This window comes from Antiquaquibacter soli (assembly GCF_030580675.1).
GTDB classification, from domain to species: domain Bacteria; phylum Actinomycetota; class Actinomycetes; order Actinomycetales; family Microbacteriaceae; genus Rhodoglobus; species Rhodoglobus soli.
The window spans coordinates 281572-306804 of sequence record NZ_JAUQUB010000001.1; the positions used below are offsets into that span (position 1 = coordinate 281572).

Below are 25233 nucleotides of genomic sequence, written 5' to 3' on the forward strand. Positions count from 1 at the left end.
CCACCAGAGAGAGCCGGCCCGAAGTGACCCCTGCACGCCGCAGCAACACCCTGAGCTCGTCACTCGGGCTGGGTGAGAAGCTCTTCGCCTCGAGCGACGAGCGCCGCTTCGCCGAGGCGATCGAGGAGGGGCTCGAGCGCGTGGAGGCCGGGCTGCTCGAGGCCATGTCGTTCGCCGACGAGATCGCGGATGTCACGAGCCGCTACCTCCTGGAGGCGGGCGGCAAGCGCGTGCGCCCCGTGCTCACCCTGCTCGCCGCTCAGCTGGGCGAGGGCAACAACGACGACGTGATTGCGGCGGCCCAGTCGATCGAGATCACCCACGTGGCATCCCTGTATCACGACGACGTCATGGACGAGGCGGAGATGCGTCGCGGGGTTCCCACCGCACAGAACGTGTGGGGCAACTCGGTGGCGATACTCACCGGCGACCTGCTCTTCGCCCGAGCGAGCCGCATCGGCTCGACCCTCGGCGACCGCGCTCTTGCCCTGCAGGCGGAGACCTTCGAGCGGCTGTGCCTCGGGCAGCTGCACGAGACCATCGGTCCGCGCGTCGACGACGACCCCATCGAGCACTACCTGCAGGTGCTCGCCGACAAGACCGGCTCACTCATCTCCGCGGCGGCGCAGGTCGGCGTCATCTTCTCCAACGCCCCCGAGGAGTACCGCCCGGCGGTCGCGGCGTTCGGCGAGCGGATCGGCATCGCGTTCCAGCTCATCGATGACGTCATCGACCTCGCCGGCTCCGGCGCGGACACGGGCAAGACGCCGGGCACGGACCTGCGCGCCGGCGTCGCCACTCTGCCGCTGCTGTACCTGCGGCGCGCGGCCGAGACCGACCCGGAGGCAGCAGGCCTGCTGCGCCGCATCGAACTCGACACGACCTCGTTCGCCGGCGAGATCGACGAGGCCGACCTGACGGCGGCGATCGCCGAGCTGCGAGCCCACCCCGTGACCCAGCAGACGCTCGAGGAGGCGCGCCGCTGGTCGGACTCCGCCGTCGCCGCCCTCGCGCCGCTGCCGGAGGGCCCCGTGAAGAAGGCCCTCACCAAGTTCGCCGAGACCATCGTGGAAAGAAGTAAATGAGCAAACTACGCCTGGCCATCGTCGGTGCGGGGCCGGCCGGCATCTACGCCGCCGACATCCTCCTCAAGGCCGAGAAGCAGTTCGACGTGTCGATCGACCTGTTCGAGCAGCTCCCCGCGCCCTACGGCCTCGTCCGCTACGGTGTCGCGCCGGATCATCCGCGCATCAAGGGCATCATCACGGCGCTGCGCGAAGTGCTCGACACCGGTCAGATCCGCCTCTTCGGCAACGTGCTCTATGGCCGCGACATCACGCTCGCCGACCTGAAGGACCACTACAACGCCGTCATCTTCTCGACGGGAGCGATCCGGGATGCTCCGCTCGATATCCCCGGAATCGACCTCCCCGGCAGCTATGGCGCCGCCGACTTCGTGAGCTGGTACGACGGGCATCCCGACTTCCCGCGCGAGTGGCCGCTCACCGCCACCTCGACCGCCGTGATCGGCAACGGCAACGTCGCGCTCGACGTCGCCCGCATCCTCGCGAAGCACGCGGACGACCTGCTGCCCACTGAGATCCCCGCGAACGTGTACGAGGGGCTCAAGGCATCCCCGGTCACCGATGTCCACGTGTTCGGCCGCCGCGGCCCGATGCAGGTGAAGTTCACTCCGCTCGAGCTGCGCGAGCTCGGCGAGCTCGACGACGTCGACATGGTCGTCTACGAGGAGGACTTCGAGTACGACGAGGCCTCGAAGCTCGCCATCGAGACCAACAAGCAGATCATGGTCATCGACCGGATCTTCCGGAAGTGGCGGGATGAGCCGCAGACCGGGGCATCCCGTCGCCTGCACCTGCACTTCTTCGCCAAGCCCGTGGAGGTCGTCGCCGGCGCCGACGGTTCGGTCGCGGCGTTCCGGTACGAGCGCACCGAGCCGGATGGCGAGGGCGGCGTGCGCGGCACGGGCGAGATCCGCGAGGTCGAGGTGCAGTCGCTGTACCGGGCGGTGGGGTACTTCGGCTCGCCACTCGACGGCATCCCGTTCGACGAGCGGCGCGGAGTCATCCCGAACCGCGAGGGCCAGGTGCTGGATGACGCGGACGAGCCCGTCAACGGCGTCTACGCGACCGGCTGGATCAAGCGCGGACCGGTGGGGCTCATCGGCCACACGAAGTCCGACGCCATGGAGACCGTTCGGCACGTGATCAACGACCAGGCGAACTGGTGGAGCCCCGAGCATCCCGAGGAGGAGGCCGTCGTCGAGCTGCTGCGCAGCCGCGGTGTCGAGTTCACGAACCTCGACGGCTGGCACAACCTCGACGAGCACGAGATCGCGCTCGGTGAGCCCGAGGGTCGCGCGCGCATCAAGGTCGTGGCGCGCGACGAGATGGTGCGGGTCTCGAACAAGTCCTAGCTCTCTGCGCCGAGTGTTCCGATATGGCCGCCTCCGAGGCGTCTGAAGCGGCACTTTCGGAACACTCGCGCTGTGTGGTCTGATTCAGGCATGACCGATCGACTCGACCCCGCACGGCTCGCCGAGCTGTGGGACTTCGACGACCCGGATGCCTCGGCCGAGCGCTTCCGCGCCGAGTCCACCGCCGTGGGTCCGATCGCCGCCGCCGAACTCGCCACCCAGCTGGCGCGGGCGCTCGGCCTCGCCGGGCGTCGAGCCGAGGCGGAGGGCATCCTCGACGACCTGCCCGATGAACCGGTCGTGCGGGTGCGCGCGGCCCTCGAGCGCGGCAGGCTGCTCAACTCGGCCGGGTCGCCCGGCGACGCGGTGCCCTACTTCGAGGACGCCCTCGAGCTCGCGATCGCCGAAGGAGAGGACTACCTGGCGGTGGATGCAGCACACATGCTCGCGATCGCGGACACCTCTCGCTCGGGCGAGTGGACCGAGCGGGGCATCCACCTCGTCGAGGCGTCGCAGGATGCCCGCACCCGCCGCTGGCTCGTCGGGCTGCACAACAACCGGGGCTGGACCCTCTTCGACGAGGGCGACCTGGATGCTGCGCTCGCCGAGTTCGAGCTCGCCGCCGCGGCTGCCGCCGAGCACGGCTCCGAGGAGCAGCGCCGCTACGCGGCCGAAGCCGTCGCGGAGGCCCAGCAGGCGATCACTCGGCGACCGAGCGGGATGTCCCGCGCTACTGCACGGCGGCAGTCAACCGCATGACGTTGTCGAGCGTCGCGGCCGCGCGCGACCGCGCGAGCCACTCGTCGAGGGTGAGCTCGTGGCTCACCTCGCGGTAGCTCTGCTCCACCTCGCGGAGGTCGTCGACGAAGTCACGGCTGCGCACCATCACCGAGATCTCGAGGTTGAGGCTGAACGAGCGCATGTCCATGTTGCTCGAGCCGATCACGGCGACGTCGTCGTCGATCGTGAAATGCTTCGAGTGCAGCACCGTCGGCTTCGGGTAGAGGAAGATGCGCACCCCCGCGCGCAGCAGCTCCTCGTAGTAGCTGCGCTGGGCGTGGAAGACCATGAACTGGTCGCCGATCTCCGACACGAAGAGTTGCACGTCGAGGCCGGACTGCGCTGCCGTCGTGATGGCGTAGAGCATCGAGTCATCCGGCACGAAGTAGGGGCTCGTGATGATGACCTTGTGCTGCGCCGCGTACACGAGCGAGTTGAACAGCCGCAGGTTGTTCTCGCCCTTGAAACCCGGGCCCGACGGCACGACCTGCGCATCCAGGGGCTCACGGGTGAGCACGGGCGTGGCATCCGGAACCTCGCGAATCAGCAACTCGTCCGTCTCGCTGTACCAGTCGGTCACGAAGAGGGCGTTGATGCCGGCAACGATCGGCCCTTCGAAGCGGACCATGAGGTCCTTCCAGTGCAGGCCCCGGCGCTGGTTGCTCTTCTTGTCGTAGCTCGAGTCGATCATGTTCTGCGAGCCGGTGAAGGCGACCGCCCCGTCGACGACGAGGAGCTTCCGGTGGTTGCGCAGGTCGGGGCGCTGCCACTTCCCCCGAAGGGGCTGCACCGGCAGCATGACGTGCCAGAGCGCGCCCATGCGCGTGAGCCGCTTGATCGTGCGCCGGTACGCCGACGTCCGCAGGCTCGCGATGTGGTCGAGGAGCACCCGCACCGTCACGCCGCGCTCGATCGCCTGCTCGAGCGCGACGAAGAAGGGCTCGGTCGTGTGGTCGGCGGCGAGGATGTAGAACTCCGCGTGCACCGTCGTCTTCGCGGTGTCGACGGCGCGCGCCATCGCCGCGATCGTGAGGTCGTAGTCGGGATACAGAGTCGCGCTGTTGCCGCCAACGAGCGGCATCGCCCCGAGGTTGCGGTTGAGTTCGACGATCGGGTCGAGCCACGCCGGCCAGCGCGGGTGGTCCTTCGATACCTGGTCGATGCCGTCCGTGGTCTCCAGGATGTACTTGTTGATCTGCGATTGCCGCTGCCGCCGCTTCTTGGGAAGCCGGTGGCTGCCGAGCAGCAGGAACAGGATGATGCCGACGTAGGGGATGAAGAAGATCGCCAGCAGCCACGCGAGTGCCGTCTGCGGACGGCGGTTGCGGGGGATGTAGATGACCGCGAGGACCCGGATGGTGATGTCGCCCGCCAGGAGCGCGAAAGCGAGCAGCAGCGAGAGGACGCCGGTCGCCGGGTCCGCGGTCTCGACGGTCACCGGAAGTTCACGAACTGGAGCGCCACGTCGAGGTCCTTGCCCTTCAGCAGCGCCATGGTCGCCTGGAGGTCGTCGCGGCTCTTGGACTGCACGCGCAGCTCGTCGCCCTGGATCTGCGACTTCACCGACTTCGGGCCCTCGTCGCGGATGATCTTCGAGATCTTCTTGGCGTCCTCCGACGAGATGCCGTTCTTGAGCGACACCTCGATGCGGTACTCCTTGCCGCTCGCGTAGGGCTCACCGGCGTCGAGGGCGCGAAGCGAGATGCCGCGCTTGATGAACTTCTGTTCGACGACCTCGAGCACGGCCTTCACGCGCTCCTCAGCGCTGGCTTTGAGCAGCAGCTTCTCGCCGCTCCACTCGGCCGATGCGCCGACGCCCTTGAAGTCGTACCGCTGCGCGATCTCCTTCTGCGCCTGGTTGACCGCGTTGTCGGCCTCCATCTTGTCGACCTTGCTGACGATATCGAACGAGGAATCTGCCATGCGGCCATGGTAGCGGGGGAGGGGCGCGCCCGCCCCTGCGCCGGTGCCAGTACCCGCCCTATGCCGAAACGACGGAGATCGGGGTCCCGCCGCACGCCAGGACTGGGCGGGAGGAACCTCTGCGTCGGGATCTCCGTCGTTTCGGAAGGTGCGGAACGCGCGGAAGGTGCGGAAAGCGCGAAGGTGCGGAAAGCGCAGAGGGGGCGAACGCGCGGAAGGTGGGGACGGGCTCCGAAACCGGTCAGGCGCGCGTGGTAGGAACGAGTACATGGTCGCGCGCTGGGTCCCGTTCGCTGCCGCCGGGGGCGCGGTGGTCGTCGCCGGGGTGCTCGCGACGGTTCTGCTGGTACCCCGCGTGCCAGAGGTGCTGCCGGATGCTGCGGAGCCGGATGCCCCGGCCGTGACGTATCCCGACCAGGCACCGCCGCCCGCGCTCGCCGCCGAACCCACGGGCCCGGGCGCCATCGGGGTGGTGGACCCGGCGTGGGTGGATGCCACGGCTGCCGCCACGGGCATCCCGCGCGAAGCCGTCCTGGCGTACGGCGCCGCCGTGATCGGGGCGGAGGAGATCTTCCCCGGCTGCGGACTCGGCTGGAACACCCTCGCCGGCATCGGCTACACCGAGAGCGACCACGGCCGGCACGGCGGAGCGTCGTTCGACGCCAACGGCCACGCGTCGCCCGAGATCTTCGGGGTTCCGCTCGACGGCGTCGACACCGCACACATCCCGGACACGGACGGCGGCGAGTTCGACGGCACGGCCGACATCGACCGCGCGATCGGGCCGATGCAGCTCATCCCGCAGACGTGGCGCAGCTGGCCGAGCGACGGCAACGGCGACCTCGTGCCCGACCCGCACAACATCTACGACTCTGCGGTCGCCGCCGCCAACTACCTGTGCCACGCGACGACGTCGTTCACGACGGAGCAGGGCTGGGCTGAGGGGGTCGCCGCGTACAACACAGCGACGAGCTACGCGCAGACGGTCGCGACGGCGGCGCAGCGGTACTACGACGAGACGAGCGGCTAGCCCGGTCGCGTCGTGCTCGAGCGAACGATGAGTTCGAACGGCAGCGCCGTGTTGCTGGGGTCGCTGCCACGGTGCCCCGGGTTGAGCTGGTCCATGACGAGGTCGACGGCCATCCGGCCCTGCAGTGCGGGGAACTGCGCGATCGTGGAGAGCCCGAAGAACTCGCTGAACTCGTGGTCGTCGACGCCGATCACGGACACATCGTCGGGGACGTGCAGTCCGAGGTCGCGCGCGGCGAGGATGGTCCCGATCGCCATCTCGTCCGACGCCGCGAACACGGCCGTGGGCCGCTTGCGCGGGTTGCCGAGCAGCTGCTTGGCTGCCGCGTAGCCGCCCTGCAGTGTGAAGTCGGCGGCCTCGAACAGGTCGGGGTCGGGCCGGATGCCCGCTGCCGTGAGCGCCTCCTCGTAGCCGACCCGCCGCTTCGACGGCACGTGGAAGTCCATCTCGGAGTCGCTGTTGCCGCCGATGTGGGCGATGGAGCGGTGCCCGAGCGCGATGAGGTGCTCGGTCGCGAGCCGCGCCACGGCGATGTCGTCGATGGACAGCGTGCGCACGCCCTCGATGGACCCGCCGACGCCGACGATCGGCTTGCCGAGTTCGTGCAGCCGGCCGACCTCGCCCTCGGTGAGTTCGAGCGCGATGGCGATCACCGCATCCACTCGCTTGCGCAGGAGGAAGTGCTCGAAGACGCTCGTCCGCTCGTCGCCGCCTCCGGACAGGTTGTACAGGGTCAGGTCGTAGCCGTGGCTGAGCAGCGCGCTCTCCGCCCCCTCGAGAACCGCCCCGTAGAACCAGCGGTTGAGGAACGGGATGACCACGCCGACGTTCTTCATCCGCCCGGTCGCGAGTGCCGAGGCGTGTGACGACACGACGTACCCGAGCTCGAGCGCCGCCCGGTGGACGCGCTCGCGCGTCGCCTCCGACACGTGTCCGTTGCCGCTCAGGGCGCGCGAGACGGTGGCCGTGGATACCCCGGCCAGCTGGGCTACCTCGTTGATTCCCGGCATGAGGCCCAATCGTAGTGTCTGGCGCGTCGGCGCCCGTGGTCGCAGCGGCCCGTTGCGTCTTGTATCCTTGTTCAGCGCGTTCGCTCAGATGAATACATGTGGTCGGAAGCGCCCTGGCAAGTTACCCAAGCGGCCAAAGGGAGCTGACTGTAAATCAGCCGTTTTCAACTTCGGGGGTTCGAATCCCTCACTTGCCACTCATGAGTAAAGCCCCGCCGCGTGCGGGGCTTTACTCATGAGTGCCCAGTGCGTCGCGCCGAACGCCCAGGGCCCCGACCGGCGCAGTCCGGCGCATCGCCGTCCGAGAATCGCGCACCCTGCCTGTGACCGCGATGCGGCGGCGGCACCGGTTGGGCGTCGAATCCCTCACTTGCCACTCATGAGTAAAGCCCCGCCGCGTGCGGGGCTTTACTCATGAGTGCCCGGTGCGTGTCACTTCGACGCGGCTCCCGACCCCAGCTTCACGTGCAGCTCCTCGATGAGCTCCAGCTGGCGACGGCAGATCTCGGTGAGGTCCTCGAGCTCCTTCTTGGCGGCGCGGTTGGTGTCGTAGTCGTGCTGCGCCAGGGCGGCGGCGATCGCATCCTGCCGCTTGGCGGCGATGAGAAGGATGGCCCCCTGCAGGCCCGCGATCATGCTCAGGAACAGGTTGAGCAGGATGTACGGGTAGGGGTCCCACGCGATCCCGCTCGCGTTGACGATCGCCCACAGTGCCATGAAGGCGACGAAGAGGCCGATGAAGGTCCACGAGCCCATGCCGTTGCGCAGCCGGTCGGCGGCGCGCTGCCCGCGGCTGAGGGAGTCGCGGTGGGCGGTGTGCCAGTTCGAGAGAGGTCGAGTGCTCATGGCGGGATGCTACGCCCCGCTGCACCTCGTCGCCCGGGCCGTTGGGCCCGCTAGGCGTCCACGACGCGCTCGAGCAGGGCATCCGTCAGTTCCTGCCCGGCGGTGGGGTCGCCCGCGTGCACGGCTCGGTGCAGCAGCTCCTCCTCCGAACCGGCGAGGAAGGCCGTCAGCGGGCAGTCGGCGAGGGGCGGATGCTCCGGCCCGTTGCCGCTCGTGTGCGTCCAGTGGAACGCGAGTGCCCCCAGCGCGGTCGTGAGCACGCCCTCCCGGTACGGTGAGTCGAAGCCGCGGACCCAGTCGCGGACGTGCTCCGGGGCCATCGGCGGGGCGAACAGGTAGCCCTGCCCGGAGCCCGCGCCCAGCACCGCTGAGACCTCGAGGCGCTCCATGTCCTCGATGCCCTCGACGACGACGCCGTAGCCGAAGTCCTCGCCGAGCTTCGTGATCGCGGCGAAGAGGGTGAGCACCTGGAGCGGCCGGCTGTGCACCTGGTCGAAGAATCGGCGGTCGATCTTGATGACGTCGAACGGGAGCTCGGTGATGCGCTTGAGGGTGGAGAAGCCCGAGCTCAGGTCGTCGAGGTGGATCTTGACGCCGAGCTGCACGAGCTCGCTCACCGCCTGGTCGCTCGCGGCGAGGTCGATCTCCTGGGTCTCGAGCAGTTCCAGGCCGAGTCGGTGCGGCTCCATGCGGTGCCGCTGCAGGGCATCCCGAACCCACACGGCGCTGTCGGGGGTCGTGAGGAGCTCGGGCGGGATGTTGACGGACACGTTGAGAACGATCCCCTCGCGCTCCCACTGCGACGCCCAGTCGAGCGCCTGGTCGAGTCCTTCGCGGAAGACTTGGAGGAGCTGGCCGCGGGAGAACGTGGGCAGGAACCGGTCGGGCGACTCGATCTCGCCGTCGGTGCGCTGCAGCCGCGCGAGCGCCTCGACCTGCCGCACCCGGCCCGAGTGCAGGTCGACGATCGGCTGCATGTACATCACGAGGTCGCCGGGCAGGGCTTCGGCGGCCACCGGGATGTCTTGCGGGCCGGCGGCCTCCCACCAGTGGGCGGAGCTCGGCGACTCCTTCGCACGGTAGAGGGCCGCGTCGGCGAGCCGGAGCAGGTCCCGGCTCGTCGACGCATCCTTGGGGAACAGCGCGACGCCGAGGCTCATGCCGACGTTCACCATCGCGCGCCCTTCGACCTCGATCGGCACCTCGACGGCGGTGTGCACCCCGGCGAGAATGCGCTGCAGGTCGTCGAGCGCGGTCGTCGCGGAGAGGTCGGAGAAGACGAGCACGAACTCGTCGCCGCCGAGCCGGGCGATGTAGTCCCCGCGGCGCAGGAGCTCGCGCATCCGCTTCGCGAACTCGACGAGCACGAGGTCGCCCGAGGCGTGCCCGTAGTCGTCGTTGACGAGCTTGAAGTCGTCGAGGTCGATCATCGCGACGGCGACCGTCGTGCCGTCCTCGGCCGCCTCGGCGAGCTCGGCGCGCAAGTGGCGGCGCAGTCCCTCGCGGTTCGGCAGGCCCGTGAGCTGGTCGTGGCTCGCGTCGTGCGACGCCCGGTCGCGCTCCTCGACGATGTCGGTGACGTCGCGCTGCACGCTGACGTAGTGCGTCAGGATGCCCCGCTCGTCCTTCAGCGGGGTGATCGTCAACCGGTTCCAGAACGGGGAGCCGTCCTTGCGGTAGTTGAGGATCGTCCCCTGGTAGGCCTGCTGGTCGCGGAGGGCCTCGCGCATGCGCTGCAGCTCGCTCGGCGAGGTGCCCTCGCCCTGCAAGAACCGGCAGTTGCGGCCCAGCACCTCGGCGGGGTTGTAGCCGGTGATGGCCGTGAAGGCGTCGTTGGCGTAGATCGTGTCGCCGCGCGCGTCGGTGATGAGGGAGCCTTCGGAGACGCTCCGCAGCGCGAGCGCGAGGAGCGACTCGGGGACGGGCGGGGTGGCGGGGGTGCCGGCGTCGGTCATGAGGCCCGGGGCTCCTCGCGGTCGAACTGCAACCCGGCGACGAAGCGACCGCGGCGGCGCTGCACCCAGCGCACCTGTGCCCGCGCCGTAGCCGAACCGCCGAGGGTGACGTCGTACGTCTCGCCCGACGCGAGAGGGCGGGGCGATCGGATGCGGGCTCCGCCGTAGCTGAGATCCTCCAGGTGAACGGTGATGGGCGTCGCGGCGATGCCCGGCGCCTGCAGCTGGGCGACGCCGCGGGCGGTGACGCGCAGCTCCGACCGCAGGCTCGGGCTCACCCGCCGAGCGGCCCCCGTGAGGGTGCGGGCGGCGGCCGTCGCCATCCGCGCCCCCTCCTCGCGGTCGTGGCGCACCCAGTCGGGGGAGGCCGTGATGGCGGCCATCACGGCAATGGACTGCGCCGGGGTGAGGGAGCCGAAGGAAAGGCCGGCGAGGAGGGCATCCGTCGACTCGCTCACCCAGCGCACCTCTGCCGGCACGGAGCCGATGCCCTCGATGTCGAGCTCGGCATGCTCGAGCAGGCGGCGCGTCGCGTCCGTCGTCGAGAACGCGGTCGACCAGGGCAGCGCGATCCGCGCTCCCGAGAAGCTCAGGTCGAGCACCTGACCGCGCACGGGCGCTCCGTCCCACAGCCGCGCCGCGACGGGCAGGCTCACGTCGGTGCGCTCGGTGGCGCGCTGACGCGGTCGCTCGAGGCAGACGAGCACGGCCATCGTGAGACCGACGATGTTGTAGAGGGTCCAGAACGTCGAGATCACGAGCGAATTGATCGTGAACGACCCCGCGTTGAGGACGTAGGCGTTGAGGAGGCCGTAGACCGAGGCGGCGAGCAGCACGAGGTGGGGCAGCGCGAGCCCCCAGCGGAAGTTGAGCTTCTCGGTCGAGACGCCCTTCGGCGTCACCGCGAACCGCTTCGTCGAGAAGCCCACCCATTCGCCGATCACCGCGAGGGCGATCGTCGGCGACATGGCGATCTCGTAGATGTGCGTCCAGGTGAAGCTGCGCCGGCCCTGAGAGACGGCGTTCATGCTCACGAAGCTCGCGAGGAAGTAGGGCAGCCAGATCATCACGAGCGACGGCACGTCGGCGTGCACGACCGGGATGCCGAAGATCAGGTAGAGCAGCGGCGCGACGATGAAGACGAGCTTCGCGATGCCGAAGTGCCAGTAGATGATGCCGTCGGTGTACAGCCACTTCTGCATCGCGGTGAGCCCGCGGAGGGTGAGCGGGTTCCACTTGCGGGCGGTCTGGATGTTGCCGCGCGCCCACCTCGTGCGCTGCGTGAGCAGGTCGCCGAAGTTCTCGGGCGCGAGCCCCGCGGCGACGACGTCGGGAACGAAGCGGGTGCGCCACTTCTTGGCCTGCAGCAGCATCCCCGTCGCCATGTCCTCGGTGATGACGCCGGTCGCGAACCCGCCGATCGAGTCGAGCGCCGCGCGGCGGAACACCGTGTTGCTGCCGACGTACATGACGGCGTTGAAGGGCTCCTTGCCCGGCTGGAGGGTGCGCATGAAGTAGTCCTGCTCGTTCGGCAGCATGTCGCCGGCGAAGAGGTTGTACTGGAACGCGTCCTCGTTGTGGAAGGCTTGCGGCGCCTGCACGAAGCCGACCTTCCGATCGGCGAAGTAGCCGACAGTCTTCTCCAGGAAGTCGGCCGTCGGGATCATGTCGGCGTCGAGCGTGACGATGAGCTCGCCCGTCGAGTGGGCCATCGCGTTGTTGAGGTTGCCCGCCTTCGCGTGCGAGTGGTCCTCGCGCTGCAGGTGCACGGCGCCGTAGCGCTCGGCGAGCTCCTTCACCGCGGGGCGGCTGCCGTCGTCGCACAGGTAGACCGTGACCGTGCCCGGGTAGCGCATCCCCATCGCCCCCGCGAGGGTCGGCTCGAGCACGGTGACCGACTCGCTATAGGTGGCGATGTAGACGTCGACACTCGGGATGCTCGACAGTGCGTCGAGCGTCGGTCGCCGCCGCTCCGACCGCTGCCACCCGATGACGGTCGAGGCGGCGAGCTGCACGAGCCCCACGATTTCGGCGACGACGAGCACGATGCCGGCGATGCGACCGGCCAGGTTGTCCTCGGGGATGGTGAACGCCACGCGCCACGTGATGTACACCAGCGCGCTCCCCAGTGAGACCGCGAGCGCCGGGCGTCGGATGGATCCCGGTCGCCTCCGACCGACCACCCACAGCACAGCGAGAACTGCGACGACGACCCCCGCGTAGACGCCCGACCACGGCCAGAAGACCGGGTCCGTCCAGACGATCGGCTCCATCAGCGAACCACCCCCCACAGCGCCTCCCCCGGCACCGTGGGGCCATGGTACTCCCGGCCGCTCGCGTCGCGCCCCCACCTAAGCTGGGGGCATGGCTCACGACCTCCTCGATCTCGCCCGAACCGTCGCGCTCGAGGCGGGAGCCCTCGCGGCGCGGCGCCGATCGGAGGGCGTCGAGGTCGCCGCGAGCAAGTCCACCGCGGTCGACATCGTCACTGAGGCGGACCGCGAGACGGAGGCGCTCATCCGCGGGATGCTCGCCGACGCCCGCCCCGATGACGGCTTCTACGGCGAGGAGAGCGGCGCGGATAAAGGCTCGAGCGGCCTCACCTGGCTCGTCGACCCGATCGACGGCACCGTCAACTTCCTCTACGGACTGCCGCACTACGCGGTGAGCATCGCGGTCGTCGAGGGCGACCCCGACCCGCTCACCTGGCGGGGCGTCGCGGGCTGCGTCTACAACCCCGCCTCCGGCGAGCTGTTCACCGGCCTCGCCGGGCAGGGCGCGTGGCTCGGCTCGGAGCGACTGCAGGTCGCGCCGCCCGTCGAGCTCGCGCAGTCGCTCGTCTACACCGGCTTCGCGTACGCCGCAGAGACGCGCGCCCACCAGGGGGAGGTCGTCGCTCGGCTCCTGCCGCTCGTGCGCGACATCCGGCGCCTCGGCACCGCGAGCCTCGACCTGTGCTTCGTCGCCGCCGGTCGCGCGAACGCCTACTTCGAGCGCACCCTCAGCCCGTGGGACCACGCCGCCGGAGCGATCGTCGCCCGCGAAGCCGGAGCGGTCGTCAAGGGACTCGGGGATGCCGCGCCCAGCCGCGACTTCATCCTCGCCGCCCACCCCGCGCTCGCCGCCGAGCTCGAACCCCTCCTCGTTCGATTGGGCGTCTGAGCCCCGCGCTGCGGCTTGGCGAGTCGCGGGCAGGCGGGTTACCCTTTACCTATCCGTTATCTGCGCGTCGCTTACCCGATCGCTCGATACGCCCCGAAGACTCAGGCCCGTGGCTCCGCCGCGCGGCTGCTCTAGAGGAGAACCCCATGTCAGTGCGCGAGCATGACGTGGTCGACGACGCCCCCCTGCTCCCCACCGGTGCCCCGCCGCTCAGCCGGCGTCAGGCGCGGGAGCTCGAGGAGGCGTCGCGCGCGCGGATGCCCCGCCGCTCCGTCGAGCGCCGCGAGCGGGCATCCCGCCGCCCCGCCGGCCGGCCGGTGCAAGCTCGCGCCCTGACGGCACCGCACGCCCCGCAGAGCGCCCCGCGCAAGCTCCTCTCCGTCGGGGCACTGTTCGGGGCGGGCATCCTGCTCATCGGCATGTCGGTGCCGGCGAACGCATTCATGGGGGAGGCCACCGCGCTCGCCCCCGCGGTGTCGACGACGAAGGCCCCCGGGCAGGAGCTCGAGGTGTCCGCCGAGGCCCTGTCGGCCGCTCCCGTGCGAGACGGGTTCGAGGTCATGTCGTACGCGCAGCAGCTGCAGCTCAAGTACGCGAACTCCGCCCCGGCGTACACGGCGACGTTCGGCGCGATCCGCTGGCCGTTCCCCTACGCGGTGACGATCACCGACCGATTCGGCCCCCGGCCCATCGAGGTCTCCGGCTCCCCGTTCCACAACGGCATCGACTTCACTCCCGGCGAGGGCACGCCGATCTACGCGATCGCCGACGGCGTCGTCACCGCCCACGCCGAGGACCAGTGGGGCTTCGGCAACCACGTCATCATCCAGCACAACATCCCCGGTCAGAACGTCGAGACGCTCTACGCCCACATGCAGTACGGCACGAGCCCGCTCGTCGTCGGCCAGGAGATCAAGGTCGGCGACTTCATCGGCCTCGTCGGTGACACCGGCAACTCCTACGGAGCCCACCTGCACTTCGAGGTGCACATCGACAAGGTGCCCGTCGACCCCTTCGCCTGGCTGACGGCCAACGCCGTCTAGTCCACCGCCGTGGCGGCTCGCCGGGTGCCGGGTTACCCTGGACCGTGGTCGACGACGCGAATCCCCTGAGCCGGCGCCGGGCGCGCGAGCTGCTCGCGGTCACCCACGAGCGGCGGGATGCTGTCATCCAGGTAACCCGGATGCGGTCGCGGAAGCTGCTCTCGATCGGCGCCCTCGTCGGCGCCGCCGCCCTCCTCATCGGCACGTCCGTGCCGGCGAGCGCGTTCCGCAACCCGTCGACGGGGCTCGCGCCCGAGTTCACCGCGACCCCCGCGGATGCGCAAGCGCTCGAGGTCTCGTCCGACGCGGTCGCCGCCGCTCCCGTGCGCGACGGCTTCGAGGTGCTGTCGTACGCGGAGCAGCTGCGGCAGCTCTACGCGAGCGCCCCCTCCACGTTCACGGCGACGAGCGGGCCGATCCGTTGGCCCTTCCCGTACACGGTCGTGATGACCGACCGCTTCGGCCCGCGCCCGGAAGGGTCATCCGGGTCGGCGTTCCACAACGGCCTCGACTTCACGCCCGGCGGTGGCACGCCCATCTACGCGATCGCGGACGGCGTCGTCTCGCTGCAGGTCGAGGATCAGGGCGGCTTCGGCAACCACGTCATCATCCAGCACCAGATCCCGGGGCAGAACGTCGCGAGCCTCTACGCGCACATGCAGTACGGCACGAGCCCGCTGCGCACCGGCGACACCGTGCGCGTCGGCGACTTCATCGGACTCGTCGGCAACACAGGCGACTCGTACGGCAACCACCTGCACTTCGAGATCCGCATCGACGGCGTGCCCGTCGACCCGTTCGCGTGGCTCAGCGCGAACGCGGTGTAGCTACAGCTGGATCCAGACCGTCGTGTCCGTCGGCAGCGCGCCGCCGGTGATGTCCTCGCTCGAGAGCAGGATGTCACCGACCGGCAGCTCGACCGCGACCTTGCCGAGGTTCGCGAGCACGAGCACGTCCCGGTTGCGGAACGCCACCACCTTCTTACCGTAGCCCGACACCCACGACAGATCGCCCGTACCGAGGGAGTGCTCGCGGCGAAGGCGCAGAGCATCCGTGTACAGCGTCAGGGTGCTGCCGGGCACGCCCTCCTGCGCGTCTCGCGCGAACGGTGCCCAGTCCTTCGGCTGCGGCAGCCAGCTCTTGCCGGAGGCGTTGAACCCGTAGGCGGGCTTGTCCGACTCCCACGGGATCGGCACGCGGCATCCGTCGCGACCGTACTTCTCGCCGTTGGTGCGGAACCACGTCGGGTCCTGGCGGGCGTCGTCGGGCAGTTCCATGTCCTCAGGCAGGCCGAGCTCTTCGCCCTGGTAGAGGTAGGCGCTGCCGGGGAGCGCGAGCATGAGGGATGTCGCGGCGCGCGCCCGACGCAGCCCGACCACCGGGTCCGGCTTGCCGGGGGAGAGGGGCCCGATGCCGGCGCCCTGGGGGCTGTCGGCCGTGAGAGCGAGGCGCGAGGCGTGGCGCACGACGTCGTGGTTGGAGAGCACCCACGTGGCGGGGGCGCCGACGCCGCCGAACGCGTCGATCGACTCGGTGATGACGCGCTTGAGAGCCGAGGCCTTCCAGTCGGTGAACATGTAGGCGAAGTTGAACGCCTGGCTCATCTCGTCGGGGCGCACCCACAGGGCGACCTTCTCGAGCGGATCGACCCACGCCTCCGCGCACAGCACGCGATCGCCCGGGTACTCGGCGAGCACCTCGTGCCAGCCGCGCCAGATGTCGTGCACGCCCTCCTGGCCCCAGTAGGGCGGCTCGGGGGCGGGCTCGGGGTCGCCGATGACGGGGGCGAGGACGGTGTCGGCGTCGGTGATGGAGTGGGCCGAGTCATCCTCGTCGGCGCTCGCCGTGCCGGTGCCGCCCATGCTGGCACCCTCGGCGGGCGGCGTGTAGTCGGGCAGGCCGGCCTTCTTGATCATGCCGTGGGCGACGTCGACGCGGAACCCGTCGACGCCGCGGTCGAGCCAGAAGCGCAGCACGTCGAAGAACTGCTCGCGCACCCACGGGTTCTCCCAGTTGAGGTCGGGCTGCGACTTGTCGAAGATGTGCAGGTACCACTGGCCGGGGGTGCCGTCCGGGTTGATCACGCGGTCCCACATCGAGCCGCCGAAGACCGACTCCCAGTTGTTCGGCGGCAGGTCACCGTTCGGGCCCTTGCCGTCGCGGAACATGTAGCGGTCGCGCTCGGGGGAGCCCTCGGGGGCGGCTAGAGCCTCCTGGAACCAGCGGTGCTGGTCGGATGTGTGGTTCGGCACCATGTCTGCGATCACTCGGAGGCCGAGCGAGTGCGCGGTCTCGAGGAGCCGGTCGAAGTCGTCGAGGGTGCCGAACAGCGGGTCGACGTCGGTGTAGTCGGAGACGTCGTAGCCGGCGTCCTTCTGCGGCGAACGGAAGAAGGGCGAGAGCCAGATTGCGTCGACGCCGAGCTGGGCGAGCGCGGGGAGGCGCTTCGTGATGCCGGGCAGGTCGCCGACGCCGTCGCCGGTCGAGTCCGCGAACGAGCGCGGGTAGATCTGGTAGATGACGGCGCTGCGCCACCACTCGTCACCGGGCACGATGGCGGTTTCGGACACGACGGAGTCAGGGGTGCTCTCGAGGGTCATCCCCACACGATACGGTATTTCGCCTGTGCTGCAAGCGCTTGCAGTTCTCGAGCGGGCGAAGGTTCACGAGCCGGTAACACGTGTCGCTCGGGCGGGGTTCGGGGGATGCCCGTGCGGGTGCTAGTCTCTTACGGTGCCAAATCGGCCTGATGCCGTGCTGCGCGCCCCCTTAGCTCATTGGTAGAGCACTTCCTTGGTAAGGAAGAGGTAGTGGGTCCGATTCCCACAGGGGGCTCGAACATCCGGCTCCACCCGGATGCTCGTGGCTGAGTAGCTCAGTTGGTGAGAGCGCACGACTCATAATCGTGAGGTCGCGGGTTCGAGTCCCGCCTCAGCTACGAAAAACGCGCTCCGCATTCGCGGGGCGCTTTTTTCGTATCTGTGGCTCGGACCTCGACCCGCTGGGCCCACGCGGGCAGTCCGATGCGCCGCGTTCAGCGGCGGATCGGCGGCCGTCGCGGGGCGTCGAGTCCCGCCTCGGCTACGGGATGCGCCGCGCCGCGTCGTCCTCTCCCGTCGACCGCTCACCGCGTCCCGGTCACCGAGTCCACCGCGACCTCCGCGATGCGGTCTTCCATGTCCTCCTCGTGACCAGTGACGGTGACGACGGCGTCTTCGACCACGATGACGAACTGGCCGTACCGTCCCTCGAGTCGCCATGCGTCCTCGCCGGGACCGCCCCAGGTGGCCAGGCCGTAGCGGTCCATCGGGGCGGGTCGCCCGGTCTCGACCCAGTCCCCGTGCATCCTGTCGATCCACGCCGCGGGGACGATCGACGTGCCGTTGCACCGGCCGCGGTCAAGCAGCAGGTCGCCGATCCTTGCGACTTCCTTCGTGCGGAGCTCCAACCCGGTTCCGCCAACGATCCACCCGAGAGGGCAGCGGTGCCACTGCGGGTTTTCGATCCCCAGAGGTTCGAAGAGCCGGGGCATCAAGTAGTCCCGAACATCCCCGACGAATGTCGCAAGCATCCGCATGGCGACGTAGGTGCTGGCATCCGAGTACTGGAACACCCTCCCGCGGGAGGGTCGGCGGAGCATTTCAGCTGCGAGGTCGGGCCACGGCACGGGCTCGTCCCCAAACCATAGGAAGTCGATCCCGCTTGTCATCGTCAGCAGCCGGCGCAGGGTCACGTCGCCGACGCCCGGACCGAGCTCGAACTCGGGGAACGTCTCCGCGATTGTGGTCTCGAGAGTGATGGGGTACTCCTCGGTGGCCAGGCCGACTGCAAGCGCGCAGACTCCCTTCGACAGCGAGAAGAGATTCTCGCGGTCATCGCTGCGCCATCGGTGCCCTGCGCGCGAGGTGCCGATCCGGATCTCGACGCCGTACACGCCGAGCTGCTCTCGGTCGACCGCGGCGGCGAACGCACGCAGCGCCTCCTGTGCTCGCGTCATGTTCCTATCATCCAAGATCGTCGGGCGTACGTGCGCGTGATCTCTGGTCACCTCGATGAAGCCGCCGATACCCATCAGGCTGGAGTTCGGGCGGACAGCTCACGATCGGGAGGTCGCGGGGGACCGCCTCGCGCCGCACCAACTCAGGATGAACCGGGGATCGGGCTGCCCCGCGGCCCCCAACCGCGTGCTCATCCTGAGTGCGTGCGACGAACGACGAGGAGGTAACGAGGGTCAACCCCGCAGCGAGGTGACCATGCTGCGGAGCACTCGCAGCGCCGTGTCCCGGTCGGAGTTGGACAGGGCGGCGAGCATCCGGTCCTCGACTCCGCGGACGGCGGCGCTCGCGAGGGCGAGGCGCTCCCGACCGAGGGGGGTCAGGGTCGTCGGTAGCGCCTTGCCGACGGGTGCCTCCGTGGCCCGCACCACCTGGCCCTCGCGCTCGAGGGACTGCAGCAGCACGTTCATGGACTGGCGGGTGACGAAGGCGCCGCGCGCGAGCTCGGAGTTGGAGAGACCGGGTCGCTGGGCGAGCAGCTCGAGGCACGAGTAGTGGGTGACGGTCATCCCGAGCGGGCGCAGCACGTCCTCCATCTCGACGCGCAGGGCGGTCGCGGCCTCCTTCAGGAGGTAGCCGAGCGAGGTGTCGAGTTCGATCACGTCTTGACCCATGTCAGTAGTCTGACATAGTCTGCATGTCAGAAAACTGACACAGAAAGCAGGACATCATGCCCGTCACCGGCCCCGACTTCATCTCCCTCCAGGTGAGCGACCTGGATGCCTCGCGCGAGTTCTACGAGCACTACCTCGGTCTCGTCCGCTCGCCCGCCGGCCCGCCCCACGCCGTCGTGTTCGACACGCAGCCCATCGCGTTCGCGCTGCGGGACGTCGTGCCCGGCACCGACCTGGCGTCGGCCGAGCATCCCGGCGTCGGTACCGCGGTGTGGATGCACGCGACCGGGGTGCAGGAGATCCACGACGCGCTCGCGGCGGACGGCCATCCCATTACCGCCGCTCCCATCGACGGACCGTTCGGCCGCACGTTCACGTTCGCCGACCCGGACGGCTACCGCATCACCCTCCACGAGGGGCGGTAACGTGAAGAGGTGGTTCGCGACTCGGTGAGGGTGACGACCGAGATCGGTGCGCCCGCCGAGCTCGTCTGGCGGTACCTGACCGCCGACCGGGACGAGTGGTGGCCGGAGATGCAGTTTGACCCCGTCGTCGGATCACCGCTTCTCGAGACGTGGACGGACGACGGCCAGCGCTACAGCGCGACCGGCACGGTCACCGGCTGTGTCGAGTCGCGGCTACTCGCGTTCCACTGGATCGAGGCGAGTTGGGCGCAACCGCTCGATGTCGAGATCCGCCTCACTGCGCGAGGGAAGTCCACCGCGGTGACGCTCACCGAGACCGGATTCGCCCTCGCGCAGACGTCCCCGTTGCTGCCCGACGAGCACGAGGAGGGGTGGCGCCACCACCTGTCGCGGCTCGCCCGGATGAGCGAGACCGGCAGTATCTGATTGCTCCCGCGGCCGCGGCCGGCTCACCTCCGCCGCGAGCGCAGCGGATGGGGCGACCACGCGTAGATCTGCGAGCACGCGAGGGCGAGCCACGCGAACTGGGCCAGCACCGCGACCCAGAGCAGCGCGACCCCGGCGGGTCCGCTCGACAGCGCTGCGCCGCCCGCGAATCCGACGAGCACGAGCACGCCGAGCACGACGCTGAGGACGGCGCGAGGGCGGTTGCCGATGCTGCGGCTCCACGCCGCGTGGGCGAACGCCGCACACGCGATGGCCACGAAGCCGAGCGCGCCGAAGAGCAGGTGCAGGATGCCGCTGAGGCTGAAGTCGCCACCGGAGGAGCCGGGCGGGAAGTCCGCCACCGGGTCGGGGGCGAAGATCGCGCTGAGGATGAGCCCACCGCCGTACACGACGGTGAGAGCGCCCATCGCGAGACCGCGGCCGTTGCGGACCGCGCGAAGGATGCCGACCGCCGCCACGATCACCATGAGACCGGTGAGGATGAGGTTGGTGCGCTGCAGCCAGCCGAGCTCGCCGAGCATGAGCAGGGACAGCGCATGGCGTGTGAGATCGAACCCGGGCCGGGTAAGGGCGAGCACGAGGCCGATCACCACGTAGAACGGGCCCGCCACGACCCCCCAACCGAGAAGGCTGCGGGTGATCGCCGCGCTGGTGTCGAGATCGGGATCTTTCGGCATGGGCCACCTTTTCTGCACTCGGGAGTGCAATACTGCACTGCGGGCCTACGCTAGTGGTTCGCAGCGAGCGGGCACAAGGGGAGGGGCGATGGGCGAGCAGGAGGACCCCCGAGTCACCCGCTCGCGCGGGCGCATCCTCGAGTCGGCGCGTACGGTGTTCCTTCGCGAGGGCTACCTCGGTACGACCCTGGATCAGGTCGCGGTCGAGTCGGGCGTGGCGAAGCGCACCATCTACAACCTCTACGCCGACAAGGACGACCTCTTTCGCGCGACGATCCTGAGCGCGATCGAGATCGCCGATCGCTTCGCCGCGTCGATCGCTGCCGATGTCGTCGAGGTCGACAGCGTGGAGGACCTTCCGAGCATCGCCGAGCGCTTGGCCGAGGCCACTTTGCTCGGCCCCGCCCTTCCTCTGCGGCGACTGCTCGTGATGGAGTCGCGCCGGTTCCCCGACCTCGTGAGCGAGTACCGACGGCGCGCTCCCGAAGCGGTGATGAGCGCCCTCTCCGAGCTGTTCCGTCGCGCTGGTCGCGCGGGATCGCTCGACATCCGGGACCCCCGACTGGCGGCCGAGCACTTCGCGTTCCTGATCATGGGTGCCGACCTGGATCGGGGCATGTTCACGGGTCAGCATCCCCCGCGCACGGCGGTCACTGCTCTAGCGCGCGACGGAGCCGAGGCCTTCCTCCGCGCCTACCGGGTGTCGGACTAGCGGGCGTACCATGACCGGCATGTGCCGGAACATCCGCTGCCTCCACAACTTCGAGCCCGCCACTACCGACGACGAGGTGCGCGAGGCCGCGCTCCAGTTCGTGCGCAAGGTGAGCGGGTCGACCAGGCCGTCGAGAGCGAACGCCGCTGCTGTCGAGCAGGCGATCGACGAGATCGCGGCGGCGACGAGGCGGATGCTCGACCAGCTCGTCACGACCGCACCCCCGAAGAGCCGGGAGGCGGAGGCCCTGAAGGGGCGGGCTCGGCACGAGAAGCGGATGGAGCGCGAGGTGAGAATCCGCACCGCAGCATCCTGATGTGTACAGTGTTTACATGCTAACACCGATCGCCGGGAGTGTGTGGGTCCGCGAGAGCGAGTTCCTGCAGTCGAACACCACAATCGTGCGCGGCCCGCGCGGGCTGCTGCTCATCGACCCGGGTATTACCGAGACCGAGCTCGCCGCGCTCGCCGAGGAGCTGCGCGAGCTCGGCCCGGTGGTTGCGGCGTTCTCGACGCACCCGGACTGGGATCACGCGCTGTGGCATCCCGCCCTCGGCGACGCCCCCCGATTCGCGACGGCGGCGGGTGCACGCGTGCTGGGCGACTTCCTTGCATTGCCCGACTGGCGCGAGGTCATCGTCGACTTCCTTCCGCCCGAGCACCTCGACGAGATCCCGCTCGAGACCCTCGCGGGACTCGCCGCCCTCCCCGAGGGCGCGACGAGCCTGCCCTGGGATGGCCCTGCCCTTCGCTTGATCGAGCACTGCGGTCACGCCGAGGGTCACGCCGCCGTGCTCATCGAGCACGCGGGGGTGCTCGTCGCCGGCGACATGCTCTCCGACACCCTCATCCCCTTCCTCGACGGCGGCGCGGCGGACCCGGTCGGCGACTACCTCGAGGGGCTGCGCCGCATAGAAGAGGTAGCGGATGCCGTGCGCACGGTCATCCCGGGCCACGGCTCGGTCGGCACCGACGTGCGCGCACGCATCGCCCTCGACCGCGCCTACCTCGAGGCGCTCCGCGACGGACGCGACCCCGCCGATGACCCGCGCCTGGCCCCCAGCGCGCCGCACGCGGACTGGCTGCCCGACGTCCACGCCGCGCAACTCGGGAATCTTCGCGGCTGACTAGCGCCCGAGCACCGTACGCGGGCTGAACCCGAACATCGAGCGGTACGCCTCGGCGAACTTGCTCGGGTTGGTGAACCCCCACCGGCCCGCGATCGAGGTCACCGTGTCTCGAGCGGGGTCGCCCCGAAGCAGGTCGACGTGCACCGACGCGAGCCGACCCGAGCGCAAGTGCTGTGCAGGAGTCCAGCCGGCTACCGAGTGGGCCGCGTACACGCTGCGCAGTTCCGCGAGGCTCACCCCCGCGGCTCGTGCGATGTCCGCCTCGGTGACCGGCACGTCGAGATTGGCGTCGACGAATTCGGTGGCACGCCGATACGCCGCCACGGAGCCGCGCGCAGTCGTCGACCGCGACTCCGTGTCGCCTCGCAGGCGGAACGCCTCGAGCGCCATGATCGCCAGCGCCTGGTATGCGGCCGCACGGCTCATGTCGTTGTCGAGCGCGGCGGTCTGGATGACGGTGCTCACCGTCTCCGCCCACAATCGCGAGTACTTCGGCGACGCGGGCCGCGATCCCTCGTAGTCGATGCGCGTCCGGCGGCCGTAGTACCCCTCGGCGAAGTCCTCGAGCGCGGGAAGGTCCAACGTCACCGTGGTGACCCCTGTCCTGCCGGTGAGACGACTCCCCATCAGTTTGCCCGGCTCGAAGAGGGCGGGAGCGGTCGACAGGTCGCCCGACTCCTCGCCGCTCCTCCAGCGATACCCGGGAGTGCTGAAGCCGACAGTCACGACCCGCACATCGGCCTGGATGCTGAACTCGCCCTCGAGCGCCACCTTGCTGACCGCGAACCGCGGGTCCCCCGCACTGCGCTCACGATAGCCGCCGACACCGGAGAGGGCGACATCGCCGTAGCGCTCCCGGAGGCGACGTTCGGCGTGTGCTGCGGTGGGGGCCTCCACCGTTGAGCGGAAGAACCGGTCCACCCGGTCATTCTAAGCGGCGCCCCTGACAGCACTCGCAGGCGCGTCGCCGAGCTTCCCGTGGTCGGCCCGCCCGCCCCGTCCCGTGGCTACCCGATCCCGATGAACGGGATCATCAAGGTCAGCACGAGGCACACGACGAAGATCACGGTAGCGACTCCGGCGAGCATGATCGTGGTGCGCTGGTTGCGCACGACCGCTGCGACACCGAGCAGGAAGAGCGAGATCGCCATGAGGACCGTGTAGAGGGTGAGGTTGTCGCTGTGGGTGTTGGCCACGTCGCCGTCGGCGATCGTGGCGGTCGCCTGGTCCTTCGTCTCGGCGTAGGAGCCGAAGAGCGCCGCCTGGTAGTCCTCGTTGCTCTGCGGGTCGTACCAGAACTCGGGGTCGGCCTCATTCTGCTCGTCGGCCCAGTCGATGGCGGCCTGTAGCTCGGGAGAGACGTACTGGAACACGAGGGTGTCGTACTTCTCCTGCGCCCCGGGAACGCCGGCCGCGGCATCCAGCTCGAGCTCGGTCAGCCGGGAGAGCAGCTGGCCGTCCTGAACGTACTGCTGGTTCGCTTCGAGGTAGAGCGACTCCGCCTCCGTCGACAGGTTCGACCCGATCGTGTACTGCTGCGTCATCTTGCCGTCCCACAGCGCGCCCTGGAACGTCGCATACGCGACGGCGATGGAGACGAGACCGAGCAGGACCGCGACGATCAGCTCGATGTGGGTGTGGAGGAAGGACTGCTTCTCGGGTGCTGCTGTGCTCAACGGGGCTCCTGGATCGGGTCGGGACTGCGCCAGTCTAGGGGTCTGCCAGGCGCCGGATCGTCGAGTCCACCGCCCCAAAGCGGGGCGCAATCCACAGGCCGTCAGCGCGGTCTGCCGGTCGCCGCCATACTGGCCCCGTGTCCGCCTCCGCTCCCGCCCCCCGCTCGTCGTCCGATCGCTTCGGCATCCTTCTGGAGCGGCGGGATGACGCCGACTTCCCCTTCTACGACGGGCGCCCCGTGCGGCTGCCCGCGTGGCGGTGGATGCTCGCGCTCGCCGGCTGCGTCGTCGCGTACCTCACCCTCGTCCTGCCGCCCGTCGCGACACCCGAGCAGGGACTCGCGGTTCGGCTGATCGCCACCGGCATCGGCGTGGGGTCGGTCGTGGTCGCGTGGGGCAGGCACGCGGCATCCCTCGTCCGCCGCCCGCGCTGGGCCGACCTGGGTGTGCTCGCGGTGTTCTTGCTCCTGACGATCATCAGCAACGCGGTGGTGGGGCTCCTCTTCGCCGCCGCCGGGGTGTCCACCAACGCCAATTCGATCGAGAGCACCCTTCTGGACCCCGACCCGGTCGAGCGCGTGCTCTTCTTCATCGGGTTTCCCGTGCAGATGGTGCTCGAGCAGCTGCTGATCACGGTGCCGTTCCTCGCCGGCCTCGCGGCGATCAGCGCGGCCGGCGTGAGCCGCAAGCCGGCCGTCGTCGTCTCGACGCTCGGTGCGGCCGTGCTGTTCGGCCTCCTCCACCTCCACGCCTACGACTGGAACGTGCTTCAGTGCGTTCTCGCGATCGGCGTCATCTCGACGCTCATGCACCTGACCTACGTGCGCACCAAGAACATCCTCGTGGCGTGGGCGTTCCACGTGCTGTACGACCTCGCATCCTTCGCCGTCATCATGGCGGGGCCGTCACCGGCCTAGGGGTCCTCAGCCTGCGAACGCCGCCTTCGCCTCACCGAGAGTGGCGAACACGCCGAGCCGCTGGGCGAAACGGATGGCCGTGAATCCGGAATCGTCGCGCTCGATCATCCCGGCGAATTCGCCGCCGATCTTGCCGACCCACAGGCCGGCCTGGACGACGGTCCACTGGATGGATGCCCCGGCGCGAGTCGCTTCGGGGCCGCTCGTGGGCTGCGCGATCGTCATGGCTGGCTCCTTCAAGTGATGCGACGGACGCCAGGACGCTCTGGGTGCGGTGCGGGGGAGGTACTGCTGCTGTGTACAGATGAGTCTGCCCCTGACCGCCGATGCTGTCGAGGCCTGCGGGGTAACTCGAAGCAACACGAAGGCGAACTCATGGTGCAAGGCCCGCGCA

The 25233-nt window shown here is 69.5% G+C and carries 26 protein-coding genes and 3 tRNA genes; 16 read left to right on the forward strand and 13 right to left on the reverse strand.

The annotated features are described in order from the left end of the window. Positions 1–23: 23 nt before the first annotated feature. The 3 genes from Q5716_RS01420 (at position 24) to Q5716_RS01430 (ending at position 3196) form a co-directional block, all read left to right on the forward strand. Positions 24–1085: a polyprenyl synthetase family protein gene (locus tag Q5716_RS01420; RefSeq protein ID WP_305001307.1), complete on the forward strand. Its 1062-nt coding sequence runs from the start codon at positions 24–26 to the stop codon at positions 1083–1085. Then, a complete protein-coding gene (locus Q5716_RS01425) occupies positions 1082–2437 on the forward strand; it encodes an FAD-dependent oxidoreductase (protein ID WP_305001308.1) in 1356 nt (451 codons plus the stop codon). Before Q5716_RS01420 ends, Q5716_RS01425 begins: the two co-directional genes overlap by 4 nt. Before the next feature lie 90 nt (positions 2438–2527). Then, positions 2528–3196 carry a hypothetical protein gene (locus Q5716_RS01430; RefSeq protein ID WP_305001309.1) on the forward strand — a complete coding sequence of 223 codons (669 nt, stop codon included), beginning with the start codon at positions 2528–2530 and terminating at the stop codon, positions 3194–3196. Here the strand turns inward: Q5716_RS01430 and cls are convergent. Further along, a complete protein-coding gene (gene cls, locus Q5716_RS01435; protein WP_305001310.1) occupies positions 3168–4655 on the reverse strand; it encodes a cardiolipin synthase in 1488 nt (495 codons plus the stop codon). The genes Q5716_RS01430 and cls overlap by 29 nt on opposite strands. Continuing rightward, the gene (locus Q5716_RS01440) at positions 4652–5140 is read right to left on the reverse strand and encodes a YajQ family cyclic di-GMP-binding protein (protein ID WP_305001311.1); all 489 of its coding nucleotides are present in this window, start codon (positions 5138–5140) and stop codon (positions 4652–4654) included. The genes cls and Q5716_RS01440 overlap by 4 nt, the downstream gene beginning before the upstream one ends. A gap of 268 nt (positions 5141–5408) precedes the next feature. Between Q5716_RS01440 and Q5716_RS01445 the strand changes: the two genes are divergently transcribed. Continuing rightward, complete coding sequence (locus Q5716_RS01445) at positions 5409–6170, forward strand: lysozyme family protein (RefSeq protein ID WP_305001312.1); 762 nt, start codon at positions 5409–5411, stop codon at positions 6168–6170. Here the strand turns inward: Q5716_RS01445 and Q5716_RS01450 are convergent. After that, positions 6167–7180: a LacI family DNA-binding transcriptional regulator gene (locus Q5716_RS01450; RefSeq protein ID WP_305001313.1), complete on the reverse strand. Its 1014-nt coding sequence runs from the start codon at positions 7178–7180 to the stop codon at positions 6167–6169. The two genes, Q5716_RS01445 and Q5716_RS01450, sit on opposite strands and share 4 nt — an antisense overlap. Before the next feature lie 115 nt (positions 7181–7295). Between Q5716_RS01450 and Q5716_RS01455 the strand changes: the two genes are divergently transcribed. Further along, a tRNA-Tyr gene (locus Q5716_RS01455) sits at positions 7296–7377 on the forward strand. Between the two features lie 235 nt (positions 7378–7612). Here Q5716_RS01455 and Q5716_RS01460 read toward each other — a convergent pair. From Q5716_RS01460 to Q5716_RS01470, 3 genes are read right to left on the reverse strand one after another with little or no spacing between them, the layout of a single operon-like run. After that, positions 7613–8026, reverse strand: a complete 414-nt coding sequence (locus Q5716_RS01460) for a DUF1003 domain-containing protein (RefSeq protein ID WP_305001314.1) — start codon at positions 8024–8026, stop codon at positions 7613–7615. A 50-nt stretch (positions 8027–8076) separates the two neighbouring features. Further along, positions 8077–9981, reverse strand: coding sequence for a putative bifunctional diguanylate cyclase/phosphodiesterase (locus tag Q5716_RS01465; protein ID WP_305001315.1), 1905 nt, complete (start codon positions 9979–9981; stop codon positions 8077–8079). Continuing rightward, entirely contained in the window at positions 9978–12254 is a 2277-nt protein-coding gene (locus tag Q5716_RS01470; protein ID WP_305001316.1) for a glycosyltransferase family 2 protein, read from the reverse strand. Before Q5716_RS01470 ends, Q5716_RS01465 begins: the two co-directional genes overlap by 4 nt. A 91-nt stretch (positions 12255–12345) precedes the next feature. On the opposite strand from Q5716_RS01470, the gene Q5716_RS01475 reads away from it, so the two are divergent. The 3 genes from Q5716_RS01475 to Q5716_RS01485 all read left to right on the forward strand — a co-directional run bounded on the left by Q5716_RS01475 (position 12346) and on the right by Q5716_RS01485 (position 15013). Next, entirely contained in the window at positions 12346–13143 is a 798-nt protein-coding gene (locus Q5716_RS01475; protein ID WP_305001317.1) for an inositol monophosphatase family protein, read from the forward strand. A 146-nt stretch (positions 13144–13289) separates the two neighbouring features. After that, entirely contained in the window at positions 13290–14186 is an 897-nt protein-coding gene (locus tag Q5716_RS01480) for a M23 family metallopeptidase (RefSeq protein ID WP_305001318.1), read from the forward strand. Between the two features lie 44 nt (positions 14187–14230). Further along, on the forward strand, positions 14231–15013 hold the full coding sequence (locus Q5716_RS01485) for a M23 family metallopeptidase (RefSeq protein ID WP_305001319.1): 783 nt from the start codon (positions 14231–14233) through the stop codon (positions 15011–15013). Here the strand turns inward: Q5716_RS01485 and Q5716_RS01490 are convergent, their stop codons facing one another. Continuing rightward, positions 15014–16786: a glycoside hydrolase family 13 protein gene (locus tag Q5716_RS01490; RefSeq protein ID WP_305001320.1), complete on the reverse strand. Its 1773-nt coding sequence runs from the start codon at positions 16784–16786 to the stop codon at positions 15014–15016. 163 nt (positions 16787–16949) lie between these two features. On the opposite strand from Q5716_RS01490, the gene Q5716_RS01495 reads away from it, so the two are divergent. Continuing rightward, positions 16950–17021 (forward strand) — tRNA-Thr (locus Q5716_RS01495). A gap of 29 nt (positions 17022–17050) precedes the next feature. Continuing rightward, positions 17051–17124: transfer RNA gene (locus tag Q5716_RS01500), tRNA-Met, on the forward strand. A 186-nt stretch (positions 17125–17310) separates the two neighbouring features. Here Q5716_RS01500 and Q5716_RS01505 read toward each other — a convergent pair. Together Q5716_RS01505 and Q5716_RS01510 are read right to left on the reverse strand one after the other, a co-directional pair. Further along, positions 17311–18183 carry a serine hydrolase domain-containing protein gene (locus Q5716_RS01505; protein ID WP_305001321.1) on the reverse strand — a complete coding sequence of 291 codons (873 nt, stop codon included), beginning with the start codon at positions 18181–18183 and terminating at the stop codon, positions 17311–17313. A gap of 234 nt (positions 18184–18417) precedes the next feature. Beyond that, positions 18418–18855 carry a MarR family winged helix-turn-helix transcriptional regulator gene (locus tag Q5716_RS01510; protein ID WP_305001322.1) on the reverse strand — a complete coding sequence of 146 codons (438 nt, stop codon included), beginning with the start codon at positions 18853–18855 and terminating at the stop codon, positions 18418–18420. 56 nt (positions 18856–18911) lie between these two features. Between Q5716_RS01510 and Q5716_RS01515 the strand changes: the two genes are divergently transcribed. Together Q5716_RS01515 and Q5716_RS01520 are read left to right on the forward strand one after the other, a co-directional pair. After that, positions 18912–19280, forward strand: coding sequence for a VOC family protein (locus Q5716_RS01515; protein ID WP_305001323.1), 369 nt, complete (start codon positions 18912–18914; stop codon positions 19278–19280). A 30-nt stretch (positions 19281–19310) separates the two neighbouring features. Next, positions 19311–19706 (forward strand): SRPBCC family protein, encoded by a 396-nt coding sequence (locus Q5716_RS01520; RefSeq protein WP_305001324.1) that lies wholly within the window; start codon positions 19311–19313, stop codon positions 19704–19706. A gap of 23 nt (positions 19707–19729) precedes the next feature. On the opposite strand, the gene Q5716_RS01525 is transcribed toward Q5716_RS01520, so the two are convergent. Then, on the reverse strand, positions 19730–20404 hold the full coding sequence (locus tag Q5716_RS01525; RefSeq protein ID WP_305001325.1) for a DUF998 domain-containing protein: 675 nt from the start codon (positions 20402–20404) through the stop codon (positions 19730–19732). Between the two features lie 88 nt (positions 20405–20492). On the opposite strand from Q5716_RS01525, the gene Q5716_RS01530 reads away from it, so the two are divergent. Genes Q5716_RS01530 through Q5716_RS01540 form a run of 3 tightly spaced genes read left to right on the forward strand, consistent with a single transcriptional unit; the run spans position 20493 to position 22243 of the window. After that, complete coding sequence (locus tag Q5716_RS01530; protein ID WP_305001326.1) at positions 20493–21116, forward strand: TetR/AcrR family transcriptional regulator; 624 nt, start codon at positions 20493–20495, stop codon at positions 21114–21116. A gap of 19 nt (positions 21117–21135) precedes the next feature. Next, on the forward strand, positions 21136–21432 hold the full coding sequence (locus Q5716_RS01535; protein ID WP_305002946.1) for a DUF2277 domain-containing protein: 297 nt from the start codon (positions 21136–21138) through the stop codon (positions 21430–21432). A gap of 16 nt (positions 21433–21448) precedes the next feature. Further along, positions 21449–22243 (forward strand): MBL fold metallo-hydrolase, encoded by a 795-nt coding sequence (locus tag Q5716_RS01540; protein ID WP_305001327.1) that lies wholly within the window; start codon positions 21449–21451, stop codon positions 22241–22243. Here Q5716_RS01540 and Q5716_RS01545 read toward each other — a convergent pair whose 3' ends face one another. Together Q5716_RS01545 and Q5716_RS01550 are read right to left on the reverse strand one after the other, a co-directional pair. Beyond that, positions 22244–23167, reverse strand: coding sequence for a helix-turn-helix domain-containing protein (locus Q5716_RS01545; RefSeq protein WP_305001328.1), 924 nt, complete (start codon positions 23165–23167; stop codon positions 22244–22246). It abuts the gene before it with no gap. An 86-nt stretch (positions 23168–23253) separates the two neighbouring features. Then, complete coding sequence (locus Q5716_RS01550; protein ID WP_305001329.1) at positions 23254–23922, reverse strand: hypothetical protein; 669 nt, start codon at positions 23920–23922, stop codon at positions 23254–23256. Positions 23923–24059: 137 nt separating this feature from the next. On the opposite strand from Q5716_RS01550, the gene Q5716_RS01555 reads away from it, so the two are divergent. Further along, positions 24060–24839 (forward strand): CPBP family intramembrane glutamic endopeptidase, encoded by a 780-nt coding sequence (locus Q5716_RS01555; RefSeq protein ID WP_305001330.1) that lies wholly within the window; start codon positions 24060–24062, stop codon positions 24837–24839. Between the two features lie 6 nt (positions 24840–24845). Here Q5716_RS01555 and Q5716_RS01560 read toward each other — a convergent pair whose 3' ends face one another. Continuing rightward, complete coding sequence (locus tag Q5716_RS01560; RefSeq protein ID WP_305001331.1) at positions 24846–25064, reverse strand: hypothetical protein; 219 nt, start codon at positions 25062–25064, stop codon at positions 24846–24848. Between the last annotated feature and the right edge of the window lie 169 nt (positions 25065–25233).

Coding starts and splice junctions, on each gene's coding strand:
- Q5716_RS01480 (WP_305001318.1), top strand. CDS start 13,290: ATGTCAGTGCGCGAGCATGACGTGGTCGACGACGCCCCCCTGCTCCCC.
- Q5716_RS01505 (WP_305001321.1), bottom strand. CDS start 18,183: ATGACGCGAGCACAGGAGGCGCTGCGTGCGTTCGCCGCCGCGGTCGAC.
- Q5716_RS01465 (WP_305001315.1), bottom strand. CDS start 9,981: ATGACCGACGCCGGCACCCCCGCCACCCCGCCCGTCCCCGAGTCGCTC.
- Q5716_RS01490 (WP_305001320.1), bottom strand. CDS start 16,786: ATGACCCTCGAGAGCACCCCTGACTCCGTCGTGTCCGAAACCGCCATC.
- Q5716_RS01440 (WP_305001311.1), bottom strand. CDS start 5,140: ATGGCAGATTCCTCGTTCGATATCGTCAGCAAGGTCGACAAGATGGAG.
- Q5716_RS01445 (WP_305001312.1), top strand. CDS start 5,409: ATGGTCGCGCGCTGGGTCCCGTTCGCTGCCGCCGGGGGCGCGGTGGTC.
- Q5716_RS01425 (WP_305001308.1), top strand. CDS start 1,082: ATGAGCAAACTACGCCTGGCCATCGTCGGTGCGGGGCCGGCCGGCATC.
- Q5716_RS01460 (WP_305001314.1), bottom strand. CDS start 8,026: ATGAGCACTCGACCTCTCTCGAACTGGCACACCGCCCACCGCGACTCC.
- Q5716_RS01510 (WP_305001322.1), bottom strand. CDS start 18,855: ATGGGTCAAGACGTGATCGAACTCGACACCTCGCTCGGCTACCTCCTG.
- Q5716_RS01470 (WP_305001316.1), bottom strand. CDS start 12,254: ATGGAGCCGATCGTCTGGACGGACCCGGTCTTCTGGCCGTGGTCGGGC.
- Q5716_RS01525 (WP_305001325.1), bottom strand. CDS start 20,404: ATGCCGAAAGATCCCGATCTCGACACCAGCGCGGCGATCACCCGCAGC.
- Q5716_RS01535 (WP_305002946.1), top strand. CDS start 21,136: ATGTGCCGGAACATCCGCTGCCTCCACAACTTCGAGCCCGCCACTACC.
- Q5716_RS01450 (WP_305001313.1), bottom strand. CDS start 7,180: ATGCCGGGAATCAACGAGGTAGCCCAGCTGGCCGGGGTATCCACGGCC.
- Q5716_RS01475 (WP_305001317.1), top strand. CDS start 12,346: ATGGCTCACGACCTCCTCGATCTCGCCCGAACCGTCGCGCTCGAGGCG.
- Q5716_RS01530 (WP_305001326.1), top strand. CDS start 20,493: ATGGGCGAGCAGGAGGACCCCCGAGTCACCCGCTCGCGCGGGCGCATC.
- Q5716_RS01540 (WP_305001327.1), top strand. CDS start 21,449: ATGCTAACACCGATCGCCGGGAGTGTGTGGGTCCGCGAGAGCGAGTTC.
- Q5716_RS01515 (WP_305001323.1), top strand. CDS start 18,912: ATGCCCGTCACCGGCCCCGACTTCATCTCCCTCCAGGTGAGCGACCTG.
- Q5716_RS01430 (WP_305001309.1), top strand. CDS start 2,528: ATGACCGATCGACTCGACCCCGCACGGCTCGCCGAGCTGTGGGACTTC.
- Q5716_RS01560 (WP_305001331.1), bottom strand. CDS start 25,064: ATGACGATCGCGCAGCCCACGAGCGGCCCCGAAGCGACTCGCGCCGGG.